29 protein-coding genes and 1 riboswitch are annotated in these 25408 nt (G+C 62.9%); of the genes, 21 read left to right on the plus strand and 8 right to left on the minus strand.

All coding sequences use genetic code 11. The annotated features are described in order from the left end of the window. Position 1 precedes the first annotated feature (1 nt). The 6 genes from C6P61_RS10275 (at position 2) to C6P61_RS10300 (ending at position 8160) form a co-directional block, all read left to right on the plus strand. Positions 2 to 1273 carry a hypothetical protein gene (locus C6P61_RS10275; protein ID WP_105729845.1) on the plus strand — a complete coding sequence of 424 codons (1272 nt, stop codon included), beginning with the start codon at positions 2 to 4 and terminating at the stop codon, positions 1271 to 1273. After that, on the plus strand, positions 1270 to 2511 hold the full coding sequence (locus C6P61_RS10280; RefSeq protein WP_105729846.1) for a conjugal transfer protein TraN: 1242 nt from the start codon (positions 1270 to 1272) through the stop codon (positions 2509 to 2511). The genes C6P61_RS10275 and C6P61_RS10280 overlap by 4 nt, the downstream gene beginning before the upstream one ends. Continuing rightward, positions 2508 to 2870, plus strand: coding sequence for a hypothetical protein (locus tag C6P61_RS10285; protein ID WP_105729847.1), 363 nt, complete (start codon positions 2508 to 2510; stop codon positions 2868 to 2870). The genes C6P61_RS10280 and C6P61_RS10285 overlap by 4 nt, the downstream gene beginning before the upstream one ends. 4 nt (positions 2871 to 2874) lie before the next feature. Then, entirely contained in the window at positions 2875 to 3675 is an 801-nt protein-coding gene (locus C6P61_RS10290) for a conjugal transfer protein TraF (protein WP_105729848.1), read from the plus strand. A 79-nt stretch (positions 3676 to 3754) separates the two neighbouring features. After that, on the plus strand, positions 3755 to 5092 hold the full coding sequence (locus C6P61_RS10295; RefSeq protein WP_244908866.1) for a conjugal transfer protein TraH: 1338 nt from the start codon (positions 3755 to 3757) through the stop codon (positions 5090 to 5092). Between the two features lie 11 nt (positions 5093 to 5103). Then, positions 5104 to 8160, plus strand: a complete 3057-nt coding sequence (locus C6P61_RS10300; RefSeq protein ID WP_105729850.1) for a conjugal transfer protein TraG N-terminal domain-containing protein — start codon at positions 5104 to 5106, stop codon at positions 8158 to 8160. Between the two features lie 24 nt (positions 8161 to 8184). On the opposite strand, the gene C6P61_RS17695 is transcribed toward C6P61_RS10300, so the two are convergent. Together C6P61_RS17695 and C6P61_RS10305 are read right to left on the minus strand one after the other, a co-directional pair. After that, positions 8185 to 8487 carry a hypothetical protein gene (locus C6P61_RS17695; RefSeq protein WP_146115026.1) on the minus strand — a complete coding sequence of 101 codons (303 nt, stop codon included), beginning with the start codon at positions 8485 to 8487 and terminating at the stop codon, positions 8185 to 8187. 2 nt (positions 8488 to 8489) lie between these two features. After that, a complete protein-coding gene (locus C6P61_RS10305) occupies positions 8490 to 8747 on the minus strand; it encodes a hypothetical protein (protein ID WP_244908867.1) in 258 nt (85 codons plus the stop codon). Between the two features lie 207 nt (positions 8748 to 8954). On the opposite strand from C6P61_RS10305, the gene C6P61_RS18360 reads away from it, so the two are divergent. The 13 genes from C6P61_RS18360 (at position 8955) to C6P61_RS10365 (ending at position 17579) form a co-directional block, all read left to right on the plus strand. Beyond that, positions 8955 to 9113, plus strand: coding sequence for a lipoprotein (locus tag C6P61_RS18360; RefSeq protein ID WP_425319746.1), 159 nt, complete (start codon positions 8955 to 8957; stop codon positions 9111 to 9113). Between the two features lie 128 nt (positions 9114 to 9241). Further along, complete coding sequence (locus tag C6P61_RS10310) at positions 9242 to 9832, plus strand: M48 family metallopeptidase (RefSeq protein ID WP_244908868.1); 591 nt, start codon at positions 9242 to 9244, stop codon at positions 9830 to 9832. A gap of 70 nt (positions 9833 to 9902) precedes the next feature. Continuing rightward, entirely contained in the window at positions 9903 to 10178 is a 276-nt protein-coding gene (locus tag C6P61_RS10315) for an HU family DNA-binding protein (protein WP_105729852.1), read from the plus strand. Continuing rightward, positions 10178 to 10354 (plus strand): IS66 family insertion sequence element accessory protein TnpB, encoded by a 177-nt coding sequence (tnpB, locus tag C6P61_RS10320; RefSeq protein ID WP_105729853.1) that lies wholly within the window; start codon positions 10178 to 10180, stop codon positions 10352 to 10354. The genes C6P61_RS10315 and tnpB overlap by 1 nt, the downstream gene beginning before the upstream one ends. 175 nt (positions 10355 to 10529) lie before the next feature. Beyond that, positions 10530 to 11678, plus strand: coding sequence for a ParA family protein (locus C6P61_RS10325; protein ID WP_146115027.1), 1149 nt, complete (start codon positions 10530 to 10532; stop codon positions 11676 to 11678). Further along, positions 11675 to 12574 (plus strand): ParB/RepB/Spo0J family partition protein, encoded by a 900-nt coding sequence (locus tag C6P61_RS10330; RefSeq protein ID WP_105729855.1) that lies wholly within the window; start codon positions 11675 to 11677, stop codon positions 12572 to 12574. The genes C6P61_RS10325 and C6P61_RS10330 overlap by 4 nt, the downstream gene beginning before the upstream one ends. A 214-nt stretch (positions 12575 to 12788) precedes the next feature. Beyond that, positions 12789 to 13760, plus strand: coding sequence for an immunoglobulin domain-containing protein (locus C6P61_RS10335; RefSeq protein WP_105729856.1), 972 nt, complete (start codon positions 12789 to 12791; stop codon positions 13758 to 13760). A 113-nt stretch (positions 13761 to 13873) separates the two neighbouring features. Continuing rightward, positions 13874 to 14146: a type II toxin-antitoxin system TacA family antitoxin gene (locus tag C6P61_RS10340; protein WP_105729857.1), complete on the plus strand. Its 273-nt coding sequence runs from the start codon at positions 13874 to 13876 to the stop codon at positions 14144 to 14146. Beyond that, positions 14143 to 14637: a GNAT family N-acetyltransferase gene (locus tag C6P61_RS10345; protein WP_105729858.1), complete on the plus strand. Its 495-nt coding sequence runs from the start codon at positions 14143 to 14145 to the stop codon at positions 14635 to 14637. Before C6P61_RS10340 ends, C6P61_RS10345 begins: the two co-directional genes overlap by 4 nt. 87 nt (positions 14638 to 14724) lie before the next feature. After that, entirely contained in the window at positions 14725 to 15066 is a 342-nt protein-coding gene (locus tag C6P61_RS10350; RefSeq protein WP_105729859.1) for a DUF2442 domain-containing protein, read from the plus strand. A 171-nt stretch (positions 15067 to 15237) separates the two neighbouring features. After that, a riboswitch (SAM-I-IV-variant riboswitch) is annotated at positions 15238 to 15343 on the plus strand. A 136-nt stretch (positions 15344 to 15479) separates the two neighbouring features. Next, positions 15480 to 15668: a hypothetical protein gene (locus C6P61_RS10355; protein WP_105729860.1), complete on the plus strand. Its 189-nt coding sequence runs from the start codon at positions 15480 to 15482 to the stop codon at positions 15666 to 15668. 295 nt (positions 15669 to 15963) lie between these two features. After that, entirely contained in the window at positions 15964 to 16275 is a 312-nt protein-coding gene (locus C6P61_RS10360; RefSeq protein ID WP_105729861.1) for a helix-turn-helix domain-containing protein, read from the plus strand. Further along, the gene (locus C6P61_RS10365; protein ID WP_170067368.1) at positions 16275 to 17579 is read left to right on the plus strand and encodes a type II toxin-antitoxin system HipA family toxin; all 1305 of its coding nucleotides are present in this window, start codon (positions 16275 to 16277) and stop codon (positions 17577 to 17579) included. The genes C6P61_RS10360 and C6P61_RS10365 overlap by 1 nt, the downstream gene beginning before the upstream one ends. Positions 17580 to 17627: 48 nt before the next feature. Here C6P61_RS10365 and C6P61_RS10370 read toward each other — a convergent pair whose 3' ends face one another. The 3 genes from C6P61_RS10370 to C6P61_RS10380 all read right to left on the minus strand — a co-directional run bounded on the left by C6P61_RS10370 (position 17628) and on the right by C6P61_RS10380 (position 20901). Next, complete coding sequence (locus tag C6P61_RS10370) at positions 17628 to 18326, minus strand: SOS response-associated peptidase (protein WP_105729863.1); 699 nt, start codon at positions 18324 to 18326, stop codon at positions 17628 to 17630. Positions 18327 to 18442: 116 nt separating this feature from the next. After that, positions 18443 to 18871, minus strand: a complete 429-nt coding sequence (locus C6P61_RS10375) for a hypothetical protein (RefSeq protein WP_105729864.1) — start codon at positions 18869 to 18871, stop codon at positions 18443 to 18445. A 236-nt stretch (positions 18872 to 19107) separates the two neighbouring features. Next, a complete protein-coding gene (locus C6P61_RS10380) occupies positions 19108 to 20901 on the minus strand; it encodes an NYN domain-containing protein (RefSeq protein ID WP_105729865.1) in 1794 nt (597 codons plus the stop codon). A gap of 230 nt (positions 20902 to 21131) precedes the next feature. On the opposite strand from C6P61_RS10380, the gene C6P61_RS10385 reads away from it, so the two are divergent. Together C6P61_RS10385 and C6P61_RS10390 are read left to right on the plus strand one after the other, a co-directional pair. Continuing rightward, a complete protein-coding gene (locus C6P61_RS10385; protein ID WP_105729866.1) occupies positions 21132 to 21581 on the plus strand; it encodes a helix-turn-helix domain-containing protein in 450 nt (149 codons plus the stop codon). Further along, a complete protein-coding gene (locus C6P61_RS10390) occupies positions 21578 to 23923 on the plus strand; it encodes a VIT and vWA domain-containing protein (protein WP_105729867.1) in 2346 nt (781 codons plus the stop codon). The genes C6P61_RS10385 and C6P61_RS10390 overlap by 4 nt, the downstream gene beginning before the upstream one ends. A gap of 41 nt (positions 23924 to 23964) precedes the next feature. On the opposite strand, the gene C6P61_RS10395 is transcribed toward C6P61_RS10390, so the two are convergent. The 3 genes from C6P61_RS10395 to C6P61_RS10405 all read right to left on the minus strand — a co-directional run. After that, positions 23965 to 24234 carry a hypothetical protein gene (locus C6P61_RS10395; protein ID WP_105729868.1) on the minus strand — a complete coding sequence of 90 codons (270 nt, stop codon included), beginning with the start codon at positions 24232 to 24234 and terminating at the stop codon, positions 23965 to 23967. Positions 24235 to 24326: 92 nt separating this feature from the next. After that, positions 24327 to 24620: a hypothetical protein gene (locus C6P61_RS17975; protein WP_170067369.1), complete on the minus strand. Its 294-nt coding sequence runs from the start codon at positions 24618 to 24620 to the stop codon at positions 24327 to 24329. 240 nt (positions 24621 to 24860) lie between these two features. Continuing rightward, on the minus strand, positions 24861 to 25408 hold a 548-nt coding region (locus C6P61_RS10405; RefSeq protein WP_146115028.1), incomplete at its 5' end, for an IS630 family transposase.

Genomic DNA, 25408 nt, shown 5'->3' on the forward strand with positions numbered 1-25408 from the left:
AATGATGCGCCTCCTCATCCTCTCGGCGTGTCTTCTCGCAGCGGCGGCGTGCGCCCAGACCCTGGCCACCCCGGCCGAGGCCTTCCAGGCGGGCAAGGAGTTCGCCAACCAGGGCAAGGGGGCGGCTGCCCGCCAGGTCAACGCTGCAGCGGCGGCGGGCGCACTGCCCTATTACGGCACGACGGCGCCCGAGAGCGCGAACTTCCAGGGCGGACGCCAGCGGATCGGGGCGGCCGGCACGGGCAAGCAGATCGATTGCCAGACCCGTCAAGCCGGCAGCGGCTTCGAGCAGCAGGAATGCGATGCGGTCAATTTCATGAGCGAGAACCCGACCAGCCGCCCCAAGTTCACGCTCGACCAGAAGACGGATCCGGTCCTGACTGGCTCCAGGAGCGTGATCCAGCAGCCCGGCACCGTGCCCGGGGCCTCGACCCAGCAGTGCCGCGTCGAGCGCATCAGGAACCCGGCGACCTACCTCGGCGAGACCTGCACCGAGACCCAGACCCTGGAGAACCTGTCGTGCAAGCGCGTGCTGCAGGTCTTGTGCGATGCCCAGCGCGACGGCTGCGACCAGGGCGGCATCGTGCCCAACAGCTGGGCTGGCGACATGGCCACCAGCCTCACCCCGGACGGCAGCGGCAACTACATCCTGCAGTTCGGCACCATCGCCAACAACTACTGGAGTGGCTGGGGGGCCGTGTACGACCGCTACCTGAGCTTCAGCCTGCAGGATGTCAAGCTCATCACGCGCTTCGCGCTGACCCGGGCCGCCTTCGATGACTGGCTGATGGTCAAGGTCAACGACCAGCTGGTCTATGTCGGCCCCAGGGGCGGAGACCGGCTCGAGATCTATTCGCCGCCCCCCGTGCTGGAGACCTCCGGCCAGCGCAGCTGCACTACCTACTGGGACGAAGCGGGCAGCGGCTGGCAGTGCGTCGATGCGGGAAGCGGCGGCAACATCGTCAGCTACCCGTCCTGCACCGCGGTGGCGGGCGGCTGGAGCTGCACGCCGAGCGACGGCCAGACCGGCATGGTGCGGTACTGCGCGAACTGCTTCAGCGGCCCCGAGCTGAAGACCAGCTGGGATCTCGGACTCGACATCGACCTGCGACCCCACCTCAGGAACGGGTCGAACCAGATCTTCATGCGCACGATCGTGGCCGGGCGCGGCGAAGGCGCGGTGCAGCTCACGACCCGCCAGCTATGCCCGCGCAACTGCCGCGAGCAGTGGGACAACAGCCAGTGTGCGGCGCTGGAGCAGAGGGCCAAATGATGAAGCAGCTGCTCGCTGTACTGACCCTGCTCACCACCCTACATGCCTGGGCAGCACCCGACTGCCTGCTGACGGGCACGGTCTGCACGGCACCGAAACAGACACGGGTGATCGACGGGGTTCCGGTCTCGCGTGACTGCTGGGAGTACCAGGACCAATACCAATGCCGTGGCCAGAACCAGGCCAGCGACTGCCAGCCCCTGCGCGAGCGCGGCTGTGCCCAGATTGGCTCGGCCTGTGTCTCGCGCGATGACGCCGGCAACTGCATGACCCACGAGCAGAGCTACAGCTGCCCAGACCAGCCGGAAACCTTCACCGAGAAAACCGTCTGCGATCAGGGAACCTTCTGCCAGAACGGTGGCCCGGGCTGCTTCGATACCAGCTACTCCCCCGACCAGGACTTCGGACAGGCGGCCGCGATGATGGAAGCCACGCGCGAGGCCGGCGTCTACGGCATCGACCCCGACCAGGTGGAGATCTTCAAGGGCTACCTGGAGCAGTGCAGCGTCAAGGTCCTGGGCGGCTCGACGCTCAAGAGCTGCTGCCAGGCTGCGGGTGGCGGCGCGGCCTTCACCAATCACGCCGTTCTGGGCGCCGGGCTTAAGGTGGCGGGCGAAGCCGGGCGCGAATCCATCGTGCTGGGTTCACGCTACATGTACGACGCGCTCTATTCCCAGCTTGACAGCGCCATCGTCGACAAGGGACTGGGAGCGATGAACAGCTGGGCCTCGGGCCTGGGGGACGGCGTCTTCAATCCACAGTTCAACGCCTACGGCTTCAGCTTCGACTTCAGCCTGGCCAACGGCTTCGAGATGGCAGGCTTCGACCCCTACAGCTTCTCGCTGTCGATCGCCGTCATGCTGATCCAGGAGTGGCTGAGCTGCGAGCCTGCCGAGCAGGTCACGGCGATGAAGCGCGGCCAGAACCTGTGCGTCCATGTCGGTACCTATTGCAGCCGGAAGGTGCTCGGGGTCTGTCTGGAGAAGAAACAGCGCCACTGCTGCTTCAACTCCAAGCTGGCCCGCATCATCAACCGCGAAGGCCGTGCGCAGCTCGGGCTGCCGATGAACAGCTGCGGCGGCTTCAACCAGGAGCAGCTGCAAGCGCTCGACTTCTCCCGCATGGATCTGTCGGAATTCATTGCCGACATCAGCCCCAAGGAGGTGCCCGCGTCCACCCTCGGCCAGCGGGTGCAGCAGACCGTCAACGAGCGCGTTCAAGGCTACTACGAGCAATGAAGACACTGTCCGCCCTCCTCGTCCTGCTGTGCTGCTCGACTGTCGCGCGCGAAGGTCTGGCGCAGTCCACCGTCTATACCCGGCAGCACGACTTGCTAGTGGCCGCGATCCGCCACGGCAGCACCAGCGGCGTCATGGAGGGCGAGGTGGCCGAGCATTTCACGCGCCAGTTCCGCTCCACCGGGCCGCTGCTGGTGACCGCCAGTGTCATCCAGTCCTTCAGCCGCAACGACTGCAAGCGGCTGGAGATGGTGTTCACGAAGCAGGACGTGGAGACGCCTCGGGGACGGACGGGTGCGATCCTCAAGACCCGGCTCAACTACTGCCTGGACGGCTCGCCGCCGATCGCCCTGGAGTAAGCCCATGCCCAAGCGCCCTCCCCTGGTCGTCCTGCTTGCCCTGCTGTGCGGCTACGCCAGCGCTCAGTCGCTCGACTACCCTTCCGTCTGGCAATGTGACGCGAACAAGCCCAACTGGTACTGCGACATCGAAGAGGGAGTGCAGCCGGCCGCGACTCGGCAGCAGCCCGTGCGCAAGGACAGAGGATCCGGGCGCATCGAAATCAAGGACATCAAGACCGCCGAGCAGCTGCGGCAGGAACTCAAGCGCCGGGAGGACCTGGCGGTGATGAACCCGAGCGAGCAGCACATGAAGGACTACCTGGAGCTGTGGCAGCTGACGCAGGACAAGGGGGCGGTCTTTGCCGACAGCTGGCGGCGTGTCGTCTGGCAGAACCCCGGTCTGGACTATGCGCAAAGGCGCCCGGTCAACAACTCGGCGATCAAGATCTACGACGAAGGACGCCTGCGGAACGAGGAACAGCAGCTCAGGACGCTGGCCCGGGAGCATGGCCTGATCTTCTTCTTTCGCAGCGACTGCCCCTACTGCCATGCGATGGCACCAACCCTCAGGATGCTGTCGGACCGGTACGGCATCGAGGTGCTGCCGGTCTCGGTCGATGGCCAGGGCCTGCCCGACTTCCCACAACCCCGTGACGGCCGCGCACAGGCGGCCGCATGGGGCGTCGAAAGGGTTCCTGCGCTCTTCATCGGATCTAGGCAGACCGGCGATCGCGCGCCAGTCGGCTTCGGGATGATGGCACTGAGCGAGATCGTCAACCGCATCTTCGTCCTGACCGGCACCCGCTCGGGCGAGAACTTCTAGGGAACTGGCCATGCTCAGAAAAAGAGTGACAGCGCTGGTGACGGCATTCGCTTTCATGTCCACGGCTCACGCCATGACGATGCAGGAACTGTTCGACTCCGTGAACGCACAGGGCAACGTGAGCAACCCAGCCGTGCTGCAAGGCCAGACCATGAACCTCTATACGGGCGGCAGTCTTTTCATGCGCATGCCCAAGCGAAGCTACCAACTGGCCACCGTGACTCCGCCGAGCTGGAACGCCGGCTGTGGCGGGATAGACCTGTTCGCTGGCGGCTTTTCCTACATCAACAAGGAGCAGTTCGTCGCGATGTTGCGCAACATCGGATCCAACGCTCTCGGCTACGGCTTCAAGTTGGCGATCCAGAACCTGTGCCCGACCTGCGACAACGTGATGCAGGCACTGCAGGCGACGGCGCAGGCCGCGAATCGCCTCAACATGGACTCCTGCGAAGCCGCCAAGGGCGTGGTCAACGCAGCGCTCCCCGATACCTGGACGCGTGGCAAGCAGAACGCGGCCAAGAACTTCGGCGTCGACACCAACCTGTTCGAGAACATCACCGACGCCTGGACCAGCGTGATGAACAACGAGAGCCGGGCCAACCAGACGGTGAATGCCGCCGCCAGCGCAAGGCCTGAAGCCAAGGATGCCTTGCCGACAGGCAATGTGGTGTGGAAGGCGCTCAAGAAGCTGGACGGCATCAGCGACGAGCAACGCATGATCCTGATGTCGATGATCGGAAGCATGATCTTCCCGACGGGAGACATACCCAAATCGCCAATCCCGCTGCTGCGCAAGGAGATCACGGTCGAGACACTGGTGGGGGCACGGACCACTTCGGAGACCATCACGGTGCCGATCTGGCGCTGCGACACGACCAGTGAAGACGGATGCCTGAGTCCGACCGAGGACGAGATCACCACCAGGAGTTTCAAGACCATGGTGCGGCAGAAGATGGAGAAGATCTCCGACAAGCTCGCCAGCCGATCGACACATGAAGACATGGCGGCCACCCTCGGCTTCCTGAATGCCACCGATCTGCCAATCTACAAGATGCTGGCCGTCACGACGACGCTCAACAACACGTCGATGGCCGATGCGCTGATCGGGCGTTACCAGGATCTGATTGCCGCGAAATATGCCGAGGTCTACATCCAGCGAGCAGTGACGGATCTGCGCGGTGCGATGGCGAAGTTTTCAGCGGTAGCGGACAGCACCCAAGCAACCGAGCTAGCCAAGATGACGCCCGAGTTGGAAGAAATCTCGCGTGCGGCCAAGCAGGTGCTAGCCACTGCCTACTCGCAGACCATCAGCACGTACAACATTGCCCAGGAGGTGCAGTACATGGAGCGCGCGCTCAACGCGAACCTGTCGCAGACCCTGCGCAACTCGCTGGCCTTCGGCAAGAGCCTGCGCTGAGGAACCCGGCCATGGACATCGAGATTCAGACCTACTGGAACGTCGAGACGCTCTACTACGTGTTCAATGCCGTTGCCTCGATGATGGCCGGTACGGGTTTCTCGGGACTACTCAAGCTGGTGTTCCTGTTCGCGATCGCCATCGGCATGTTCGGCTACATGAACAAGCAGCTCGAAATGGCGAAGTGGTTCATCCATGCGCTGGCCTTCGTGACGGTGCTCAACCTGCCGATTGCACGGGTGGCGCTGATCGACAAGAGCGGGCTTGAGCCGCCGCGCGCGGTAGATCACGTCCCCTTCGCGCTGGCCGTGGTCGCACAGACAACCAACTTGGTTTTTGGCTCGCTGACCAACACCTATGAAACGGTCTTCGGTGTGCCGGAAGACCTGGGCTTGCAGAAGGGGGATGTGGCCTTCGGCCACCGCATCCTCAAGCAGGTCAACAACGCGACGATCCGCGAACCGGGTCTGCGCGCCGACCTGATGCAGTTCATCAAGGAATGCACGCTCTACGATGTCAAGGATGGCGCGATCACGCCACAGCAGATCGTGGGGGGCATTGACACCTGGAACGTGATCTTCAACAACACGAGTCCAGCCCGCTTCGTCACCTACGACACGCTGACCAACACGGCATCCACCGATACCTGCACCAACGTCGCCACCCTACTGAAGGACAGGGTCAATGATGCCGTGATCGCCGGCCAGACCTTTTACGGCAAGCAGGCTTTCACGCGGGCCAGCAGCGATGCAATCGCCACTGGCCTGTTCGTATCCGCCGTGGGAACGTCCTACGACTGGATCCTGAACAATGCCAGCAACGCATCGGATGCGATGAAGCAGGCGATGTTCAACAACATCTGGCGAGAGGCTGGCACCGAGCTTCCGGCACTACTGAACGACCCGGCCCGAGTGGCGGAAGTCAATGCCCTGGCCAGCGCCGCGCAGGCTGCCCGTCAGGCAGACGGATCCAACAGCACCCTGAGCCTGCTCGCACAGGAGACGCTGCCTCACATGCGCAACTGGATCGAGGCCATCATCTACGGTCTGTTCCCGGTAGTCGTGGTGTTGGTCGTAGTCAGCTCGACCGAAGGGGCTAAGAAGATCGTCGCAGGCTACCTGATGTCACTGGCGTGGATCGGCCTGTGGCCCATCCTCTTCGCCGTCATCAACCATCTCTCCCTCATGCACCTGCGTTACAAGACCAGGGCGCTGGAGCTAGCCAGCGGCGTGCCATTCCAGCTCAGCGATGCTTTCGACGCCACGCTGACCAACGAGCAGGCCGTCATCGGCTATATGGTGGTTCTGGTGCCGTTCATCGCCGGCGGAATCATCCGGCTTGGACAAGGTGGATTCATGGGAGTGGCGGACCGAATGGTGACGGGTTTCTCTTCGGCCGGTCAGTCCATCGGTGCGGCCACTGCCGGCGGAAACGTGAGCATGGGCCATGTCGGGATGGACACGGCCTCGGTCAATACGACCTCCATGCACAAGTTCGACAGCAACGTCGGCTTGCAGAGCGGCGGCACAACGATCGGCCGCGGCGACGGTTCAGTCTCCACCATGGCGGCCAACGGCGCGGTGGCCCTGCAGCAGCTGCAGAACCGGATGCTGACGCAGATGAACATGGATCACCGAATGGAAGCCGGCCGCAACCAGGAGGCGCACCGCACGACCATCACATCGTCGGGCGACCAGATTTCCAGTCGGCATGGAGATGCCTCGACCCTGACCGACGTGAAAGGACATGACACCAACCGTGGCCACAGCCAGCAAACCGGTGTGCAAGTGACCAACTCTGCGCAAGGGAGCACGGGCGGTACGCATGTCGCTGGCCAGAGCCTGGGCCGGAGCGCCAGGGAAAACTCCGGCTTCACCATGCAGGCCGGAGCCTACGACAACCTGGGCATGAGTCTCGGCCTCGGGCGTGGCAGGTCGGGCGGCGGCGGAATGGTTCCTCCGGCCGCAAGAGGTGGTGGACCAGACCAGCGCGAAGAAAAACGGATTGTTGAATCGATGAAACAGGGAGGAGCAAGTCAGACACAGATCGACCAAGCCCTGCAGAACTATCGCACTGGCAAGGGCGTGCCAAGTTCAACTCGTGGCCCTGACGCGGTCAGTGCCAGCCTGGGGTTCGACTCTAAAAAGACTTTCGGTGCAAGCCATATGCGCAACCGGGAATCCGCCACGCAGCACGGTCAGGACGAGACGGTGCGGACTGAGAGCGGCTATCAGGAGACAGAGGGGCGCACTGCCCAAGGCGGCACCAGCACCCAGGCCAGTCAGACCGATCGCCATGGTCGCGATGCTTCTCTCAGTTCAGTGGATGAAGTCTCCCGGGTTCGTGATGTCTCCGACCGTCGGGAATTCGGTACTGGCGACCGCTTCAACCGCAGCGAAAGCTCCTCGTTCACAACACACAAGGATCTACTGTCCGACCCCTACCTGTTCGCGAAGGTGGCTTCACGCAACGGCATGACGGCGATGCGCTTTGCCAACCAGGCCGAAGACCGGATACTGCAGATGGTGCAGGACTATGTGGATGAAAAAGGCATGGTGCAACAGGCCAGCAACATGCCACAGCAGACTTTCGCAGGCGAAAGTCTGCCCATCACTGCCCACGAGCTAGGAGGTCAATCGGTCAGGGATCGCGCAACCATTCCCACCAGCATTTCAGCTGCGCATCGGAAAAAAGTGGCCAAGACGGGCTATGGGGGAACTGAACCGCTGCAGGTCGACACATCCCTCCCAGCCAAGGTCATCGAGTCCAGGAGCAGTGTGCAAGGTCAGCTCGATCCGAAGAATACGGGAAGCATTCCGGCACGCGCAGCCCACCTGGATGAGAACGTGAATGCCTGGGCAAGCCCGGACAAGAAGCTTGGGGAGGGGCGCGCCAATCCACTGGCCGTGGTTGAAGACATGGAGGGGCGCGACATCAAGGATACGGCCCTGAAGGTCTGGGACCGTCTGACTGGCGGCGATGGTACGGCCGATGGAGAAAAGCTCAACGACAACCAGCGTAGGGAGGCGGGTGCCGACGTGAAGATCAACCCTGAGAACAGGCGATGAGGGACATCACATGCATCCATCCGATTAGGTGCGACTGGTGTTGGATCCTGGGAAATTCTGGTAATGCCCTTCAGCGAAATTCCAGAAAAGCTCATCCTTTTCATGGCTTGTGTCGGACTGAACACCTGGCTCTCCAAGGCAAACCTTACTGAACCCGTCACTTAACCACCATGCGAGCCAGAACGGAATCCAGAACACCAGTCCACCAATCAAGGTGTGGATGTAACTCAAGGGTTGAGACCCAGCAGCAACCAGCAATGTGGTGGCGGGCACTGGGATCCAAAGCATCCAGCGCCTTCGAAAAAAGAGTCGGCGCAAGAGCTTCATGGCTACTGCTCCTCAATGACGAGGGCCACATATGTGGCGGTGTTCTTGTCGTCTTGCATGTGGACGACACGGAAACCTTTTTCGTAGATTTGCCTCACCGTGACCTTGCCAACATGTTCGCAGGTCAGAACGGAATCGGCACCACGGAACGGTCCTATGCAGACTCCACCACGTCTCGCACCTGCAGACTGTGCATGGGCGCCTGTAATCCCAACAAGAGTTGCAATCACCAGTGCAGCGGAGAGCTTTTTGTTCATCATGCTTTACCTCCCTGTCCAGACCTGAGACAAGTCGTCTGGACGGCGTCCAACATACGCCGAAAACTCACACGCCGCAAGACCAGGGCTCATCAGCTCGCAAGTGCTTCAGGGGTTGCCATACAGCCAGCGCCTGCTGTCCTCGCCAAGGCGGCCCGACGACGGGGCAGGCCGATGAAGTCGTGCTGTGCGGCCAAGCCAGGAGATGACATGAAAAGAATGCTGTCGGTACTCGTTTCGATCGCAGTCCTGAGCGGATGCGCTTCGCGCTCTGACCCCAGCTTGCAAGGTGATGGGATGGACTCGGAACGCAGCCTCGGCCGCTCAGTGGCCATGGTGCTGATCTGCAACGACTGCCGCCCCCGATGATTCCGTCGCACTGGTTCAGGCGAGTTGTCCTGGTGCTCTGCCTGATGGGTCTTGGAGCCGTCATCCTCTGGGTCACAGGCTTGGCCACGGATCCCGTGACAAGGCCCGTGACTCAGGCGGCTGGAAGCGTGACTTTCCTGTTCGTCTTCTATGCCACTGCACCGCTGACGGCACGTTTCCTCGCACCCCTGCCATCGCAGGATCCTGAACTTCAGGAGCGACTGGCACGGATAGTCGCCACCCTGCCCGCCTGTCCTCCAGTCACTCTGCATGACCATGCCGACCCGCAAGCCAACAGCGTCGGGCTGCTGCGTCGATGGTCCCGCATCTACCTCACCACTGGCCTGCTGAACAGCATGAGCGACGAGGGAATGCGTGGGGTGCTCGCGCACGAAAGCACCCACATACGTGAGCACCACATCCTGGCGACCTTCCTCTACGCCAGCGCGTTTGCCGTCAGCAGCCAGCTGCTGGCGGATGACAACTTCTTCTTTGCCGCCCTTCTCCTGTTTCTAGGACTTCGGCGCTACAGCGAATACCGCGCTGATGCCGGGGCAGTTGCCGTGGTGGGCCGGGAGACGTTGCTGACCACGCTACGCGAGCTGGCAAGGTCTTATCCATCGAAAGCCTGGCACCGCTGGACCTCGTTTGCCAACATCTATCCAACTCTTCCCATGCGGATCAGGGCGATCGAGACCGGACGCAAGGCGCTGCTGTGACGTGCCGACAGCAACCGAGCCAGAAGCCGTGCCAGGCATCTTTTCAAAGGTGAAACAACCGGAGCGCCTCATGAACAGACAGGACCTGATCGATGCCATCGCAGCGCAGACAGAAACTTCCAAGGCGGCGACAGGACGCTTGCTGGACACCCTCATCCAGATCATCCAGAGCGAGGTCGCCCGAGGCGGGGTGGTGAAGTTGAACGGTTTCGGCACCTTCGAGAAGACCAGCGCTGCGGCGCGCACCGGCCGTCATCCGCTGACCGGCGGCCCGATCAAGATACCCTCGACCTGCAAGCCCAAGTTCACACCCGGCACCGCGTTCAAGGAGCTGGTGAAGGATTGATGTTTCGTGTGGACGAAAGGCTCAAGGTCCACATCCCACGCGACGCCATGGACTTGCGCAAGAACATCACTGGCCTGGCAACCCTGGTCGCGCAGTCACTGGGGGTGGATCCATTCTCACGGCCGGTCCATGTCTTTCGCCATCTGCAAGCCGACCAAATCAAGCTTCGGGCCTGAAAATTTCTGGTCTGGCGGTACGAAGCTGCACGACACAGAAGGCCAAACCATCGTGTTCTAAAATAAATTATTTATAAATCAATAACTTATATATTTTTATGTGGTGCCTTTGACGCACACTTCTATCTTTCGACTGGGCTGCATAGTGTTTTGCATCAAATTTCATTGAAAATCTTTGCTGTGGTATAAAACAACCCTGTCATCAAGGATCGTCATGCGAGGCACGTTAAAACAGAAGCAGGCCATCGACTTCTGCAAGTGGGGCGGAAGTCCCATCACCTTCAAGTCGATCTTCCAACCATCAGAACTGGTACGCGATGAGCGTGGCCAGCACGTCTATCGTGCCGTCGACATTCGCAAGGCCAGGATTGCGCTCATGGATCTGGACCAGATACCAGAGCGTCCGCAGGAGTTGCCTCCGGTCATCTACTGCCGCATCCCCAAGGGGGGCGTCGGCAAGACGACCATCACAGGCAACGTGGGCGCATGCCTCGCGCTGCAGGGCTACAAGGTGCTCATGATCGATGCCGATCCTCAGGCGAGCCTGACCAGTCTCTTCGGCATCGACTGGGCGGTCGAGGAAATCACGCACATCGGCAACCTACTGGAAGCCCAGAGCAACAAGAAGTCCCCGCTGACCGATGCCGACATCGAAGCCTCGATCCGTCATCTTTATGACGGCGGGATGCTGGACCTGATCCCTTCGGACATCACCCTCACCAACATCGACACCTGGCTGCTGCAGCAGAACTATGCCCGCGAGAAGCTCGTGCGTGAACTGCTGGAGGCACACGTCAAGGTTTTCAGCCGATATGACGTGATCCTGATAGACGGCGCGCCCGGTACTTCACAGCTGGCGTTCGCGCTCATGTATGCCGCCAAGAACCTGCTGGCCGTGGTGTCGCTGGACGGGCAGTCCATCAAGGCCATGGAAGTGTTCCAGTCCAACGTGGCGGACATCCAGCGTGCCTACCCCTTGGACCAGTTCAGCATCCGCATCGTGGCCAATGGCTTCATCAGCAGCATCAAGGCCTCCAACGAGTCACTGGAGACACTGCGCAGGGCTTACCCGGGACAAGTGGAGCACAGCATCATCCCGCACACCGCTTCCTTCGTGCGCCAGGTCTCCCTGATTTCCGACGAGCGCAGCGGGCCGGCCATCGAGAAGGAACCCACCAGCTCAGCGGCCAGGGCCATCATCGACTTGACCCAGTCGCTGATCGGGGCATACGACATCCGTCTGGCAGGCGTCATGCCGGTCGTTGCCCATCGTAGCCGTGGCCCGAAAAAGGGATACAAATCTGCAGGACAGAGCGCATCATGATCCAGGACATGCAACGACGCATTCTCAAGTCTTCCGGGCTGGTATCGGCCCCCAGTGTCGAAGACGCGGCCGCAGCCTTGCCGCGTCTTGATGGGAGCGGAAGCACCGACGGAAAACCCTTCCTGGTGCCCTTGTCACTGATCAACGACAGCCCCTACCAGACCAGCCCGGTCAACGAGGACAAGATTGCCGACTTGGTGGAGAACCTGGGCAAGAACCCACTGTCTTCGCCAGTGGTCCTCAGAAGAGGACATCAGGGGCGACTTGAACTGATCGCTGGCAGACACCGGATCGAAGCCTACAGACGTCTGGGCAGGCAGGAGATCGAAGCCACTCTGCGCGATCTGACCGACGACGACGCGGAGAAGCTTGTCTTCTACGACAACCTGTTTGCTCCGTCCATGACGGACTTCCAGAAGTACCTGGGGTTCAGCCAGCGCAAGGCAAGACTGGAGCTGACGCAGGAGCAACTGGCGGAAGAATCCGGGGTCAGCAGGGCAGTGGTGTCGAAGCTGCTGTCTTTTGATGGGCTGCCAGAGTCCGTTCTTGCCGCGCTGAAGGAAAACCCGCAGGCCATCGGTGCCAACGCGGCGGCCGACTTTGTCGCGCTCGCCAAGAAGAGTCCCGATCTGGCGGTGCAGGCCATCTATGCGATTGCCCTGGGCGAGATGACGCAAAAAGCGGCTCTCGCCTGGCTGAAGGCGGGTGGCACCACCAAGGCGGAAACCGCCAAGCCGGTCGCGACCAAGGCACTGATCAAGTCAGGCCGGCAGAAATATGCCGAGCTGGTTCAGCGCGAGAACAGGCTGGTGATCTCGCTCAACACCGTGGATGCCGGCCTGTACCACGAGCTTGAAGCATGGCTCAAGAGCCGTGCGGAACAACATTTTCAATGACCGCGAACCTCAGGAAAGGAAGCGCGAAGCAATGTAGATGATCGACTGATCACCGAACCGTAAAACGACAAATGCCCGTTGGGGAACGGGCATTTGAAGGTTTGGTGCAAACACAGAAACCCGCTAAAGAGTCATGTCCACAAAACGGCAGTGAGTGGATTCTACAGCGGGTTTCGAATGTTTGCACTAGGCACGGCTTGCTACGCCTGTACTTATGGCAGACACCGCCAGCATCGAACTCGTCCACGCGCCAGTCGTGGACCTACCGGCACGCATCCAGACCGCGCTGGCCCGCATCATGGGCTGCGACGGCGGAGGCCTCGACACGCTCACCTATCGCGAGCGCAGCCTCCTGGCACGCCTGACCCGCAACATCAGTCTGCAGGACCCGTATCGATCGATACGGGTGTCAGTGGATACCCTGGCAGGGGCATTGCAGACTTGCCACAAGACCATCCAGCGGACATTCAACACACTGAAGGGCAAAGGCTGGATCACGCGTGACCAGGTCAAGAAGCGCTCCGGCATGCAGATTGCCGATACCTGGTTCACTGCCAGGGCCCTCGAGGTACTGGGGCTGACTGTCCGTCCATCTTCGCGCGCGGCGTCGGACAATATGTCCGGCGCTTCTAGTCTTTCGACAATGTCAGAAGACAGTCAGCAGATCCCTGGTCATGTTGAACAAAAAAAGCGAATCCCGGAAGACCTCACCTTGCTGGAACAGATGGGACTCAAACCAGGAGCGATCTTCAAGCTGATGGGAGAAGCAACGAAGATGGGCCACAGGCTCGGACAGATCGTTCGCGCAGCAACACCACTGATACGTGCAGCCGAGTTCCCCTTCGGCTATCTGCGCAAGCTCATCGAAACCGATCGGGACTGGGCCAACTACACCTGTGCTGCCACGCTGCGCGAGAAGGAAGCCACGCAAGTGGTGGAAGTAAAGGTGCAGAAAGAGACCGCACAGGCGGTGATAGACGCCGCTATGCCGGCAGGAGCTCTGTTGACAAATGCGGCTGGCAAGCAGGTCTGGATGATGCGTTACGGAGCCGTGTACAGCTGCCCTGTGGGCGATCTCGACAAGTCCGAGTCGCTGCGCGGCTACGCGCGCGTCGCCGACCTGGCGAAGATGGCAGAGGCCATCCAGGCGGGCAAGCTTTTTGTTTATGGGTCGAAGCGAGAGTGATCAGCAACTGCCAAGCGAGATTCTTGGTCGTATAGCTGCTTTTTGTGTTGACAATAGATATACATCATTTGATAATTTGTATATCCAACGTACATGCAAACAAGGAGAAAACAATGCGTGACGCCGCCATCAACCTGCGAGCCCTGCCCGAGCAGCGCGACCTGATCGATCAGGCAGCCAGTCTGCTGGGCAAGAACCGATCTGACTTCATGCTCGAGGCTGCCTGCGAGCGAGCGCAGGCGGTGGTGCTGGACCAGATATTCTTCAACCTGGACGCAGACAAGTTCAGGCAGTTCACCGCCCTGCTGGATGCTCCTCCTGGCCCGAATCCAGGACTTGAGCGCCTCATGGCAGTCAAGGCACCCTGGAACACTGGCCCGGCATGAACTTGCAGCTGAACGTACCCCAACCCCTCACTTCCTCCCATCATCTGGATGGATTCGCTTGCGGGGAGATCAGCCTCGACGAATGGCTCAAGCGAAGGGCACTGACCAACCAGGTCAGCGGTGCCAGCCGTACCTTCGTCGTCGCAGACCAGGAAGGTCGGGTGTTCGGCTATTACGCGATGGCTGCCGGCGCCGTCTCGCACCAGCTGGCGACGAGTGGCGTGCGGCGCAACATGCCCGATCCCGTTCCAGTGATGGTGCTGGCCAGGCTTGCGATTGATCACCGGGCCCAGGGCATCAAGCTCGGGGCTGCGATGCTTCAGGATGCGGTCAACCGGGCCGTGGTCGTGTCACAGAACGCCGGCGTGCGGGCCCTGCTTGTCCGTGCGCTCAATGAGCGCGCCAAGCAGTTCTACGAGCACTACGGCTTTCAGGAGTCGCCACAGCATCCAATGACACTGATGCTGCGCTTGAATGCCGTCAAGGTTTGAGAGCACGACCATCCAAATCGGCAGTCACGTCCACCAGCATTCGCAACTGGGAAAACCGGCATGGAGAAGACAGACGTCGTTCAGTAAGTGGACTTTGAAGCCGCTGCCCGGCGTGGCGTACAGCGCCTGAAGAAGGGGCCGGTGGCCGTGGCCGGGCGCTACGACCAGCAGGCGGGCAGGGTGATGATCGAGCTCGACAGCGGTCTCGAGATCGCGTTCAGGCCACAGCATGCGCAGGGCCTGTATTTCCCGGCGATTGACGCGGATCTGTACCTGCCGGCATTGCTCGAGGGCTTCCTCCGCTCCAATGCCTGGATGGCGGCCCGCATGGGCCAAGTTGGCGGGCGTGCTACGACGCAGGCCAAGCAGGCGGCGGCACGGGCGAATGGACGGCTGGGGGGCAGGCCGCGCAAGAAGGTGACCTCCTGACCAGGTCACAAGTCGGCCAGCGGCAAGCCGCACCCTGTCGATTCAGCCACTCATACGGTTTGCCTGTTTTTTAGGCAAAACACTATTTCTCAATCATGACAATGACTTGCATCCCGTCCGACGGGGTTCTCCACAGGATTGGTCACGGAAGCTGGGGATTGTGCTAAGCTGCCGTCACATTCCGAGTCGGGCCTGACGCCCGCGCCAACCTGCCTCACCGGGGCAAGGTGGTATGCCCAGTGCGATGTGGCCTTTCGAGGCAACCAAGCCGGCAGCAGCGTCGCCCTCCTCGTGAGGGCGCTTTCGTTTCCGGGTCTGGCCGACCCGCCTGTACAGGCAAACCGGCCGGGGGGATTTGTTCCAGATTGCGGCCCTCGCCACCCATTGGTAATGCCGCTAAACAGGAGAGTCAAATGACTGAACTTGCTCGCTTTCGCCCCGCAGTAGCGAAGCACCAGCCCACCTTCGTTTTCGAGCGCGCCTCGCTCGCGCTGATCGCCACCTGGCGCGACCGCCTCATCCGTATCCGGGCTTCGGATCTGCCACTCGACAGTGAATGGCGCGATCCCCCTGGGCTGCGTCTAGGCGCCGTCACGCGCTGACCCCGCCAGGTTTTATGCGAGGGGGCGGTGTATGCCGTTCTGCTGTTCTCATTCCATCGCACTGGTACCAAGCCCTGCAGTGAGGATCGTGCTGCTGGGTTCCGGTCAGGCATGAATCCAGCCCGACCTTACGCCAATGCTGCCCGTTTTCAAGCTCGAAGCGAGCACGCCACAAACCTGATCGGCCGTGATGGCCGATCAGGCAAACGTGTAACGCTGCGTTGAATATAATAGTTTTCAACAGAATCTTTAAAATCTAAAGAAGTTCTCCAGGGAGCGTTAATTGGAAAAACCCATGCCCTTGCCGGTAGAGCGCGCCATCCTCAAGCTGGGCAGTGACATCTCGCTGGCACGCCGACGCCGCCACATCTCGCAGGCCTCGCTGGCCGAGCGCATGGGCGCGTCCCTCTCCACCGTGCGCCGCATGGAAAAAGGCGATGTACGCGTGCCCATCCATTTCTTCGCCCGGGCGCTGCATGTCTTCGGCGAGATCCGGGCGCTCGAGCAACTGCTCGACACGGCCAGCGATGAGATCGGCCTGACGCTGATGGACGAGAACCTGCCCAAGCGTGTGCGCAGCAAGTCCGGGCTTTCGGGAGCGCTCTGATGGTCACCATAGCCCCGACCCGCCAGCAGGCCCAGGTGTGTATCGGCAAGGCCGGCTTGCCGGTGGGCTCGCTCACCTATGTCCGCCAAGGACGGCGCGAGAACTGTGCCTTTGCCTACGACGAAGCCTGGCTGGCCAACCCGGCACGCTTCAGCGTTTCAGCCGACCTGCAACTCGTACCGGGCCACCAGTCGCACAAGGCGGCGTCGGCCCATGATTCCGTCTTCCACGGCGCGATCGCCGATACCGCGCCGGACGCCTGGGGACGTCGTGTCATCGCCCGCGACCACGCCAAGCGGCGCAAGGCTGATCCTCATCTGCCAGCCCTCACCGAGCTGGACTACCTGCTGGCGGTGGACGACTTCAGCCGCGTCGGCGCGTTGCGCCTGCGCACTGAAGACGGCATCTGGCAGCGCACTGCGGCTCAGGGGCGGCGCAGCACGCCCCCCTTGATCGAGCTCGAGCAGATCTACCAGGCCAGTCGTGCGGTCGAACGTGGTCAGGAATCCGCCGAGGACTTGCGTTACCTGCAAGGCAAGGGCACTTCGTTGGGTGGCATGCGGCCCAAGTGCACGGTGGTCGATGAGGACGGCCGACTGGCCATCGGCAAGTTCCCGAGCGTGGGTGACAGCCGCAGCGTCACACGCGGCGAGGTCCTGGCCCTGAGGCTGGCAGCCCTGGCCGGGATCGATGCCGCCCCTGCGCGCATCGTCTTGCTGGGTGACAAAGGCAACGAGGTAGCGGTGGCAGTCATTCGCCGCTTCGACCGCGACGGGGATGATGGTCGGATTCCCTACCAGTCGGCTGCCTCGCTGCTGCAGGCCTCACGGGAAGAAGACCGCAGCTACACCGAGATCGCAGACGCGATCCGCTCGCACAGCCATGCCCCGACCGAGGATGTACGCCAGCTCTGGCGGCGCCTGGTGCTCAACCTGCTGATCACCAACGTGGACGATCACCTGCAGAACCATGGCTTCCTGCATGTCGAGCGCGGGTTGTGGCGGCTCGCGCCGGCTTTCGACATCAACCCGTTCCCGGACAAGGACAGGGAATCCAAGACCTGGTTGTCTGAGCTGGACGGTCCCATCACCGATGTGCAGATGCTGTTGGCCCGTGCGCCGTACTTCGGGCTGGACCAAAGCCAGGCTCTGGCCGTGCTGGGGGAGGTACATGCCGCAGTGTCGAACTGGCGCCAGGTGGCACTCAGTCCGTCGGTCGGATTGCGTGCTGCTGAGCTGGACGACTTTGCTCCGGCCTTCGAGCACGAGCAGATGGTGGCTGCTGCGGTTCTGTTGCAGGACTGAAAAAGCGTCTGGTCAGGCGCTTTACCGGTCTGGATTCAGGTCAGTTCTTCAGATCAGCCTGCCGACTCCGTCGGCAAGATGGGCGCCGTGCTGCTCAACAGCTTGGACTTGAGTGCTCGCCAGCTCCGCCGCTGGCCAGGCCAGCAGGAAATCCCGGCTCTGCTGCGGACTGGCCAGCAGCCAGTCGTGATAGCGAGCCTCGGGCAGGATCACCACCATGCGCTTTTCGTCCTGTGGCTTGTGGAACTGCCGCATGAAGGCGTGTTGGTCAGCGTTGATCGTGAGCATGCTGTAACTGCGCAGGATGCTCCCATCGGGAGCCTTCCACCCCATCCAGATACCGGCGATACCCATCGGCCGCTTGTCGGCGCGAGCGATGCGGGTCGGAACGGCCTTGCCACTGCGCCAGTCTGGCTCGTAGAAGGCTTCGGCCGGGATGATGCAGCGCCGCCCCAGTCGCCACGCGTCACGGTAGCTGGGCTTCTCAGCCACTGTCTCGCTGCGCGCGTTGTAGGTACGGCGCGAGATCGTCTGGTCCTTGGCCCAGTGCGGGATCAGACCGAAGATGCCGGCGATCGCCTCCATGGCGGGTGGATAGCCGGCGTGATCCTGTGGACGCGGTCGGCGGATGAAGCTGCCGGCATAGCCGGGCCAGAGCTCTGCCTGGCCGACATCGGTCGGGGGCTCGACACCGAAGCCGACCAGGTAGCGTTCCCGGTCAGTGACGGGTTCGTAGTGGGCACACATGGTGGGAGATTAGAAGCCGGCGGGATGATTCGGTTCAGGCCGGGGACTGCTGGCTGTAGATGCACCGCACGCAGCAGTCTCCAGAGCATCCGTCCATCGCCAGCCCAGCGGCTCAGTCAACCCTGCCTCCTGCGGCCGATCCGCAGGGTTTCCCGGGTCCTGGTCTCTTTCAACGGGGTGAGGACGAACCTCAGACCCGCCACCAGACCCGACAGGATTTCCTGGTAATAGCGGCGCCGCAGCGGGCCGGGCTCGAGTGGCTGCATTTTGACCTCGAGCAGGTGGTCGACCAGAGTGGCCTTGATCACCCAGTCGACAGATGGACCCAGACACAAGCCCTCTTCGAACCGGTCCGACTGCGACCTCAGCCGCTTGGCCCAAGGCTCGTGCAGGAACTTTTCGAGTTCACGGCATTTTTCCTGCGTGACCGGCACCTGTGGCATGGTCTGCAGGTATTCCAGCGTCTCCTGCAGCTTGGCCGTCACGATCGCCAGCCGTTCCCTGTCCGTCAGATCATGGAAGCCATTGGGTTCCGTCTTGATCAAGGGGAAGACAACTAACGCCACCTGCCGCTGCCCGGCGCATCACGCCTTCTGGACTTCTGCGGACGGGGCGTGCGCCTTGACCGACTGGCACCAGCTATTTCTCTGTGTCCTGCAGCTGTCCCGCGCCGAGATCCCGGGGCCTGGGCAAGGCCAGCCAGTGCATGCCAGCAACCTGAACATCCAGCCAATCCTCGGCACAAGCTGGCACGCCTGAGCTGGTCAGCCGAGTGTTCCACTCATGTGGGCCGCTGCTCACCCAGCCAGAGTGCCAGTTCCTCGGGCGCCATCACCATGGCGCCGCTGCGATCGGCCGCGCGGGCTTCGTCCTGGTCCGCCGTCACGACGGTTCGGGCCAGATCGGGGCTTGAGCTCTTGAGGTGGTGCAGGAAGGCCAGGATCTGCCGGTCGGCCCGGTTGCTGCCGCTGCCGCCCGAGAAGTGGACCCGGAAGTTGTCCTGCACGGTGCGCTCGCTGACTGAGCCACCGTCGAACCAGAGCTGGAGGCTCAGGCGAGGGTGACGCCTGGCCAGTCCAGCCAGGTGCTGCTCGAGTGCGTCGCGCGCGCGTCCTCCCGGGATGCCGTTCTCGAAGAAGGGCCGGAACAGTGCCGGCAAGGTGAACAGCACGTTGTGTCCGTCCACCACCAGGGTTGCCCGGTGTCCCAGGGCCAGCGTGGACTGCATGGCATACAGCGGCAGATTGTGCAGTCCGTCCCGGTCCTGCGCCGCGGTCCGGCACATGCCCTGGCTCGCATAGAGGCGCGAGGCCATGTCGGCCAGTAGCGCGAAAGCCTGGGCCCGCTCGGCGCCATTGAGCAAGCCGAGCGGTTCTGCCGCAGTCAGCGCCTGGCGGATCACGCTCAGCTGGTCGAGGCTATCGGCCTGGGTCATGGCGTCTTGCAATCGCGCCAGATTGGAGTCGATGGTCTGGTCCTGGTTAACGGCTGCACCGAGCTGCTGCTGGATAGCCTGGATCCTCAAGCCGATCTCGTGCTGGAGCCGGCCCAACTGTGGCAGCGGACGCAGCGATTCGGAACGTGCCTCGGCCAGCTGTTCGAGCATCCGGCGACAGCCTTCCAGCTCGGCGTTCAAGGTGCGGCGCAGGCCGTAGCGGCGGTCGATCGCCGCCTGCTCTTGCAGCAGCAGCTCGGCCTGCTCGAGCAGGCTCTTGCCGCGGGTATCCGCCGCTACTTGGGCCAGTGCCTGCGCGGGAGCGAGCCAGGGCAGCAGGCGCTCATCGAGCAGGGCTTGCAGCCGCTCGAGCACCTGTGAGTCGAAGTCCCGACGCAGATCGGCCAGCTCGCTCTCGGCGCGCGCGGAACGCTGCCCGGCCAACTCCAGCGCTGGCCTGAGTCGATCCAGTTCAGCGCGCCAGCGTTCGGTTTCATGGTTGCAGGTAGCGAGCTCGCGGCTGAGCCGGCCCGCCTCGCGGCGCTTGTCGCGCAGGGCGATCACGAGCTGGCGTTCGGACTGTTGCCGGGGCGCCCGGGTTGCAAGCGGTGAGGTTTGCGGGCTGTCGGCCGGCGTGCCGGTCGGATGGCTCTGGATCAGCGGCTGCAAGGCCTGCGACAGGCTCAAGAAAACGGCCGCTAGCTCGTCGCTTGCCCTGCGCCGCTCGACCTCGCCGGGTTCTGACCCGTCCCAGGCAGCCAGCTTCTCCAGTGCCCGCTTGCGCAGCGAGGATCGGCCATCCAGCAGCAGCGCGGCCATGGTCTCGGCAAAGCCGAGACTTCTGGCCAGCCGGTCGCACTGCTCCAGCACCAGTTCGTCGGACAGTGAAACCGTCAGCGCGCTGGCCTGGCTACTTTGCCGCAACGCCAGCCGAACCTGCTCCGGCAACTCCGAGTAGCTCTCCAGGGCCGACCGCAGCCGGGCGCGGGCTACGTCTGGTGCCATCTTGTTGGGCCGAAAGCCGGCGCCGAGCCCCTGCTCGGTCGCCAGGCTGCGCACCTTCGCCTCCGGGAGCCGGGCCAGCGCACCGTACCAGGCGAGCAAGACGGCTGGGGGGATTTCATGGTCATCGATCTTCATGGCTGGGTTAAGCAAGTGGAGCAAATTGAGTCAGGAGCGTACTGCCCCTGGGCCGGGGCCGGCTGGGCTTGGCTGAACGATGTCGGGCGGCTCGCACCGGAGCCGTCCCGTTCAGTCGTTGCGGGGTCTGGAGTTCAGTCGGGTCAAGTCTTCCCGCCACTCATTGGCCGGGGTCTGGAATCCATATATAAGACATTAAAAATAAACAGTCATGGTGTAATATTATCACCATGACCAACCAGCCTGAGCTTTCGTCCGAATCCTTATCCGGATCCCCGCCCGAGTCGTTCAGCCTGAACGAGCTCTGCTTGCTTGCCGAGCTGCCGCTGCGCACGGTGCGCTACTACATCCAGCAGGGCCTGGTCGACCGGCCGCACGGCGAAAAGCGCGGCGCTTGGTACGACCGACATCACCTGGAGCAGCTGCTGCAGATTCGCAAGTGGTCCGCCGCCGGCCTGTCGCTGGATCGCATCCGCGAGCTGCTGCACGGCGGGCCGGTCGCTATTCCCGAGCGCCCGAAGCAGGTCGGTGCCATCCAGGTCAAGAGCCACATTTGGCTGGGCCCGGGTCTGGAGCTGCAGGTCAGCGCCGAGGACGCCGGTCTGAGTCCGGAGCAGCTGAGGCAACTCGTCACCGCTGTCACGCAGGCCCTCGCCACCATCAAGGGAAAACAACAATGAACGAGCACCAGTCCGCCGTCCTCAGCATCAAGGACGATGCATCCCCCACCGGCAGCACCGGCCTCGCACTGCAGGGGGTGCAGGTGCAGGGCCGCCTCGATGGCCTGCTGCTGCGCACCACGATCCAGCAGCGCTACCGCAATACCAGCGGGCGCCTGATTGAGACCGTCTATACCTTCCCGCTTGCTCACGGAGCGAGCCTGCTGGGCCTGTCGGTGACGCTGGGTGACAAGCGCTTGAGCGGTGCCGTGATCGAGAAGCAGCAGGCCACGCAGCGCTACGAGCGTGCGATCGATGAGGGCGACACCCCGGTGCTGGTCGAGCAGAGCGCGCCCGGTCTCTACACCGCCAACCTGGGTAACCTGCAGGATGGCGAGGAGGCGACTATCGAGCTCGAATACGCCCAGCTGCTGTGCTTCGAGCAGGGCGGACTGCGGTTGAGCATTCCGACCGTGGTGGCACCGCGTTATGGCGACCCCCAGGCCCAGGGCGGCCTGGCCCCGCACGAGAGCACCGATGCCGACTGGCAGGCCCGCTATCCGTTTACGCTGACGCTTGACCTGGCCGGCCCGGCGGCATGCGCGCGCCTGAGCAGCCCAAGCCACCGGATCGAGGTGCAGCCGGTGGCGCCGGAGCAGGGCGAGACGGTTCGCGTGTCGCTGGAGCAGGGCGGCTGGCTGGATCGCGACTTCGTGCTGCGGCTCGATGCTCTGGAAGGCCAGTCCTTCTGCATCACCGCACCCGATGGCGACGAGGCGCACCCGCAGGCGCAGGCCGTGCTGGCGAGCTTCTGTCCCCAGCTGCCTGCGCAAGAAATCGCGCCCCTGAGCCTGAAGATCCTGGTCGACTGCTCTGGCTCGATGGCGGGCGATAGCATCGGGCAGGCCAGGCGCGCGCTGCACGAGGTCGGGCAGTGGCTCAAGCCAGCTGACCGGCTGGCCTACTTCCGCTTCGGCGGCCACTGCGTGCCGGTGATCCCGAAGCTGGAGCCCTGCACGCCGAAGCTGGTGGCCCGCTATGCCAAGGCTATCGAGCAGACCGGGGCTGACCTGGGCGGAACCGAGCTGCACGCGGCGCTCCTCAAGGTTTTTGGCCCGAAGTCGAAGACCGCGACCGCCAAGGCCGACGTGCTGCTGATCACCGATGGCGAGGTCTGGGACGTCGAGCCCACGGTGCGGGCCGCGCGCGAATCCGGCCACCGGCTGTTCGTGGTCGGGGTCAGCAGCAGCCCGGCCGAGAGCCTGCTGCGCGAGCTGGCCGAACACAGCGGCGGCGCCTGCGAGCTGGTGACGCCGAACGAGGACATCGCCGGCGCCATCACCCGCATGGTGCGCCGGCTGCGCGCCGCGCGCGACATCGCGCTGCAGCTGGACTGGAGCCAGCCGGTGCTGTGGCAGAGCTCGCTGCCGCAGCAGGTCTTCGACGGCGAGACGCTGCATGTCTGGGCCCGGCTGGAGCAGCCGCTGCAGGCGGCACCGACCTTGTACTGGAGCGCAGCGGGCGCCACGGGATCGGACCAGGCCGAGGCCGTGCAGACGGATGCCAGCGACACCACCGCGCGCCTGTGTGGCGCCCGTCATGCCGACACCCTGCCCAAAGGTGAGGAAAAACGCGCGCTCGCGCTGCGCCATCAGCTGGTGACGCGTCAGACCAGCCTGTTCCTGGTGCATCAGCGCGCCGAGGACGACAAGGCCGAGGGCCTGCCCGCGCTGGAGCAGATCCGGCACATGATGGCGGCGGGGCATGGCGGGTTCGGAAGTGTCCTCGGCATCCTGGGGACTGCGGCGGCCGAGATACCTGTTTTCTGCCGCAGGCAAGCCGCCCCGGAGCCCACCTTGCAACGCCGTGCCTTCCAGTCAGCGTCCATGCCGCACGACCTGGGCCTGCCCAGCCTCTGGCGCAAGCCAGCCAGTCGCCTGAGCCGGTGGGCGGACAAGCTGCGGGCCTATCTCGACGCGATGCCAGTCGAACCCGGCCTCCAGGTCATCGACGATCAGCAGCAGCTGGAGTCGAGCCACAAGCTCATGCTCGCGGCTTTCGAGCGGGAAACCGCCAGTCCTGAAAGCGCGGAGCGCTACCTGGAGCAGCTGCACACCCACCAGACAGATCCGGAACTGCAGGCCCTGCTTGGCCAGCTGAGCTTGATTGCCGGCGACCGGGCCGCAGCCGCGCTGCTGCTGGACTTGCTCAACCGCCACCTGTCGTCAGGCTCGGCCTTGTCACGCCAGGCCGAGCGGGTGCTGCGCAGTGTGCTCAAGCCCTTGAGCCCCGCGGTGCGCGCCGAGGCGGAGCAGGTGATCGAGGCGGCATTGCCGGGCCTGGGGGTGGCAGCCGGAGGCTGATGCCTCAGCTGACCTGCTGGGCAGGCGTTCGAAGAATGGGTTCAGTCGAGATAGACGACGGTCTCGTCCCAGGTCTCGCGTGTGTAAATCACGATGTTGGGCGAGTGCGGGTCGGTGGGATCGGCCTTGTAGCGCGAGACGATCGGACCGAGGAGGTCCATGTTCCTGGCGTTGCGTCTGGCCTCACTCTCAGTGATGTGGCCATGTTCGTTGATGGCGTGCCGGCAGATCAGGTCGAGCGGCACTCGCTTGAGTTTCATGCGGGCGTCGGGAGTGAGCTTGATCTCGCCGAGCAGGAAGTTGGTTTGCATGATTGGATGGCAACCGGTAGGCTTGAAAGAATGCCCCTGGTGGCTGTTTTGCCGCCAGCCGTGTGAGACGGAGAGGTACCAGGGGCATCTGGTCAGGCTAGGCGACGCTGCGACGAGCGCAGGACTTCAGCCGAGGCCTTGGAGACGCCGGCCGCTGCACCCACCGCGCCTGCGGCCGTAGCCAGGGAGGCCGCAGTGGCCGTGGTGCCCGCGACCACCGTCGCAGCGGAGCCCACGGCAGCGGTGGTGGCACCGATCGCAGCGCCTGCGACACCCGAGGCTGCAGCGCCGGCGGCGGCACCCGCTGCTGCCGAGGCGACGACGGTGCTGGCACCCGAGACCAGGCCTGAAATGAGTGGAACGAGTGCGGCAAGGAAGAAAGGCATTTGAATCTCCTGAAGCGTTGAAGCGATGTCGCAAGTATCGGATCAACAGTTCAAGATTTGACCATCATGCCAACGTTGGTTTCGGAGCCTGAATCCCTATCGGATCAGGTACGAAATCCGATCTGATTGAGGAGAGGCAGCGTATCAAATCCTCTTCTGTAACGGGGCATGTCGGACAGAATCATCATGCGTATCTACATCAACCTGGCGGTCTTATTTAGACGGCAATGATTAACCTGATCATGCGGCGTAAACCACTGAATCATGATTGAAATAGGACTTCACACGCTCCGGGCTGCTGACGAGGAACTGCATGAAGGCGGTGGCCTTCTCCAGCAATCCGCCTGGTGTTCTGCAGCGATTGGCGCTGCGCAACTGGGTCTTGAAGTCCCGGTTGAGGTACTCGTCCGGGTTGCTCTGCGGTGCGTAGGGCGGCAGGTAGAACACCTCGATCTCGTGCTGATGTGCCTGCACCCAAGCGGCTACGTCCTTGGCATGGTGAGCCCTGAGGTTGTCGAGTATGAGGAAGACTTTGTGACCTTCGCTGTCCTGTACGAGTCGTTGCATGAAGCCCAGAGTCGTCTGAGTTGTGGCTGCACCTTCGAGAAACTCGAATCTCACCAGGCCCTTGCTGCTGATGGCCGAGACCATCGTCAGGCCAAAGCGCTGGCTGGTGGCTGCCAGCACCGGCGCGTGGCCCGCCGGGGCATAGCCTCGGACCCAGTGACCATCTTGCACCACCGCCGTCTCGTCGGCCCAGTAGATGGTGCCGTCTTCCTGCTTGGCCT

The organism is Malikia spinosa, assembly GCF_002980625.1.
GTDB lineage: Bacteria > Pseudomonadota > Gammaproteobacteria > Burkholderiales > Burkholderiaceae_C > Malikia > Malikia spinosa.

Excerpts from the sequence above, each read along its gene's own strand:
- C6P61_RS10275 (WP_105729845.1), top strand. The coding sequence starts at position 2 with ATGATGCGCCTCCTCATCCTCTCGGCGTGTCTTCTCGCAGCGGCGGCG.
- C6P61_RS10280 (WP_105729846.1), top strand. The coding sequence starts at position 1,270 with ATGATGAAGCAGCTGCTCGCTGTACTGACCCTGCTCACCACCCTACAT.
- C6P61_RS10285 (WP_105729847.1), top strand. The coding sequence starts at position 2,508 with ATGAAGACACTGTCCGCCCTCCTCGTCCTGCTGTGCTGCTCGACTGTC.
- C6P61_RS10290 (WP_105729848.1), top strand. The coding sequence starts at position 2,875 with ATGCCCAAGCGCCCTCCCCTGGTCGTCCTGCTTGCCCTGCTGTGCGGC.
- C6P61_RS10295 (WP_244908866.1), top strand. The coding sequence starts at position 3,755 with ATGCAGGAACTGTTCGACTCCGTGAACGCACAGGGCAACGTGAGCAAC.
- C6P61_RS10300 (WP_105729850.1), top strand. The coding sequence starts at position 5,104 with ATGGACATCGAGATTCAGACCTACTGGAACGTCGAGACGCTCTACTAC.
- C6P61_RS17695 (WP_146115026.1), bottom strand. The coding sequence starts at position 8,487 with ATGAAGCTCTTGCGCCGACTCTTTTTTCGAAGGCGCTGGATGCTTTGG.
- C6P61_RS10305 (WP_244908867.1), bottom strand. The coding sequence starts at position 8,747 with ATGATGAACAAAAAGCTCTCCGCTGCACTGGTGATTGCAACTCTTGTT.
- C6P61_RS18360 (WP_425319746.1), top strand. The coding sequence starts at position 8,955 with ATGAAAAGAATGCTGTCGGTACTCGTTTCGATCGCAGTCCTGAGCGGA.
- C6P61_RS10315 (WP_105729852.1), top strand. The coding sequence starts at position 9,903 with ATGAACAGACAGGACCTGATCGATGCCATCGCAGCGCAGACAGAAACT.
- tnpB (WP_105729853.1), top strand. The coding sequence starts at position 10,178 with ATGTTTCGTGTGGACGAAAGGCTCAAGGTCCACATCCCACGCGACGCC.
- C6P61_RS10330 (WP_105729855.1), top strand. The coding sequence starts at position 11,675 with ATGATCCAGGACATGCAACGACGCATTCTCAAGTCTTCCGGGCTGGTA.
- C6P61_RS10335 (WP_105729856.1), top strand. The coding sequence starts at position 12,789 with ATGGCAGACACCGCCAGCATCGAACTCGTCCACGCGCCAGTCGTGGAC.
- C6P61_RS10340 (WP_105729857.1), top strand. The coding sequence starts at position 13,874 with ATGCGTGACGCCGCCATCAACCTGCGAGCCCTGCCCGAGCAGCGCGAC.
- C6P61_RS10345 (WP_105729858.1), top strand. The coding sequence starts at position 14,143 with ATGAACTTGCAGCTGAACGTACCCCAACCCCTCACTTCCTCCCATCAT.
- C6P61_RS10355 (WP_105729860.1), top strand. The coding sequence starts at position 15,480 with ATGACTGAACTTGCTCGCTTTCGCCCCGCAGTAGCGAAGCACCAGCCC.
- C6P61_RS10360 (WP_105729861.1), top strand. The coding sequence starts at position 15,964 with ATGCCCTTGCCGGTAGAGCGCGCCATCCTCAAGCTGGGCAGTGACATC.
- C6P61_RS10365 (WP_170067368.1), top strand. The coding sequence starts at position 16,275 with ATGGTCACCATAGCCCCGACCCGCCAGCAGGCCCAGGTGTGTATCGGC.
- C6P61_RS10370 (WP_105729863.1), bottom strand. The coding sequence starts at position 18,326 with ATGTGTGCCCACTACGAACCCGTCACTGACCGGGAACGCTACCTGGTC.
- C6P61_RS10380 (WP_105729865.1), bottom strand. The coding sequence starts at position 20,901 with ATGAAGATCGATGACCATGAAATCCCCCCAGCCGTCTTGCTCGCCTGG.
- C6P61_RS10385 (WP_105729866.1), top strand. The coding sequence starts at position 21,132 with ATGACCAACCAGCCTGAGCTTTCGTCCGAATCCTTATCCGGATCCCCG.
- C6P61_RS10390 (WP_105729867.1), top strand. The coding sequence starts at position 21,578 with ATGAACGAGCACCAGTCCGCCGTCCTCAGCATCAAGGACGATGCATCC.
- C6P61_RS10395 (WP_105729868.1), bottom strand. The coding sequence starts at position 24,234 with ATGCAAACCAACTTCCTGCTCGGCGAGATCAAGCTCACTCCCGACGCC.
- C6P61_RS17975 (WP_170067369.1), bottom strand. The coding sequence starts at position 24,620 with ATGCCTTTCTTCCTTGCCGCACTCGTTCCACTCATTTCAGGCCTGGTC.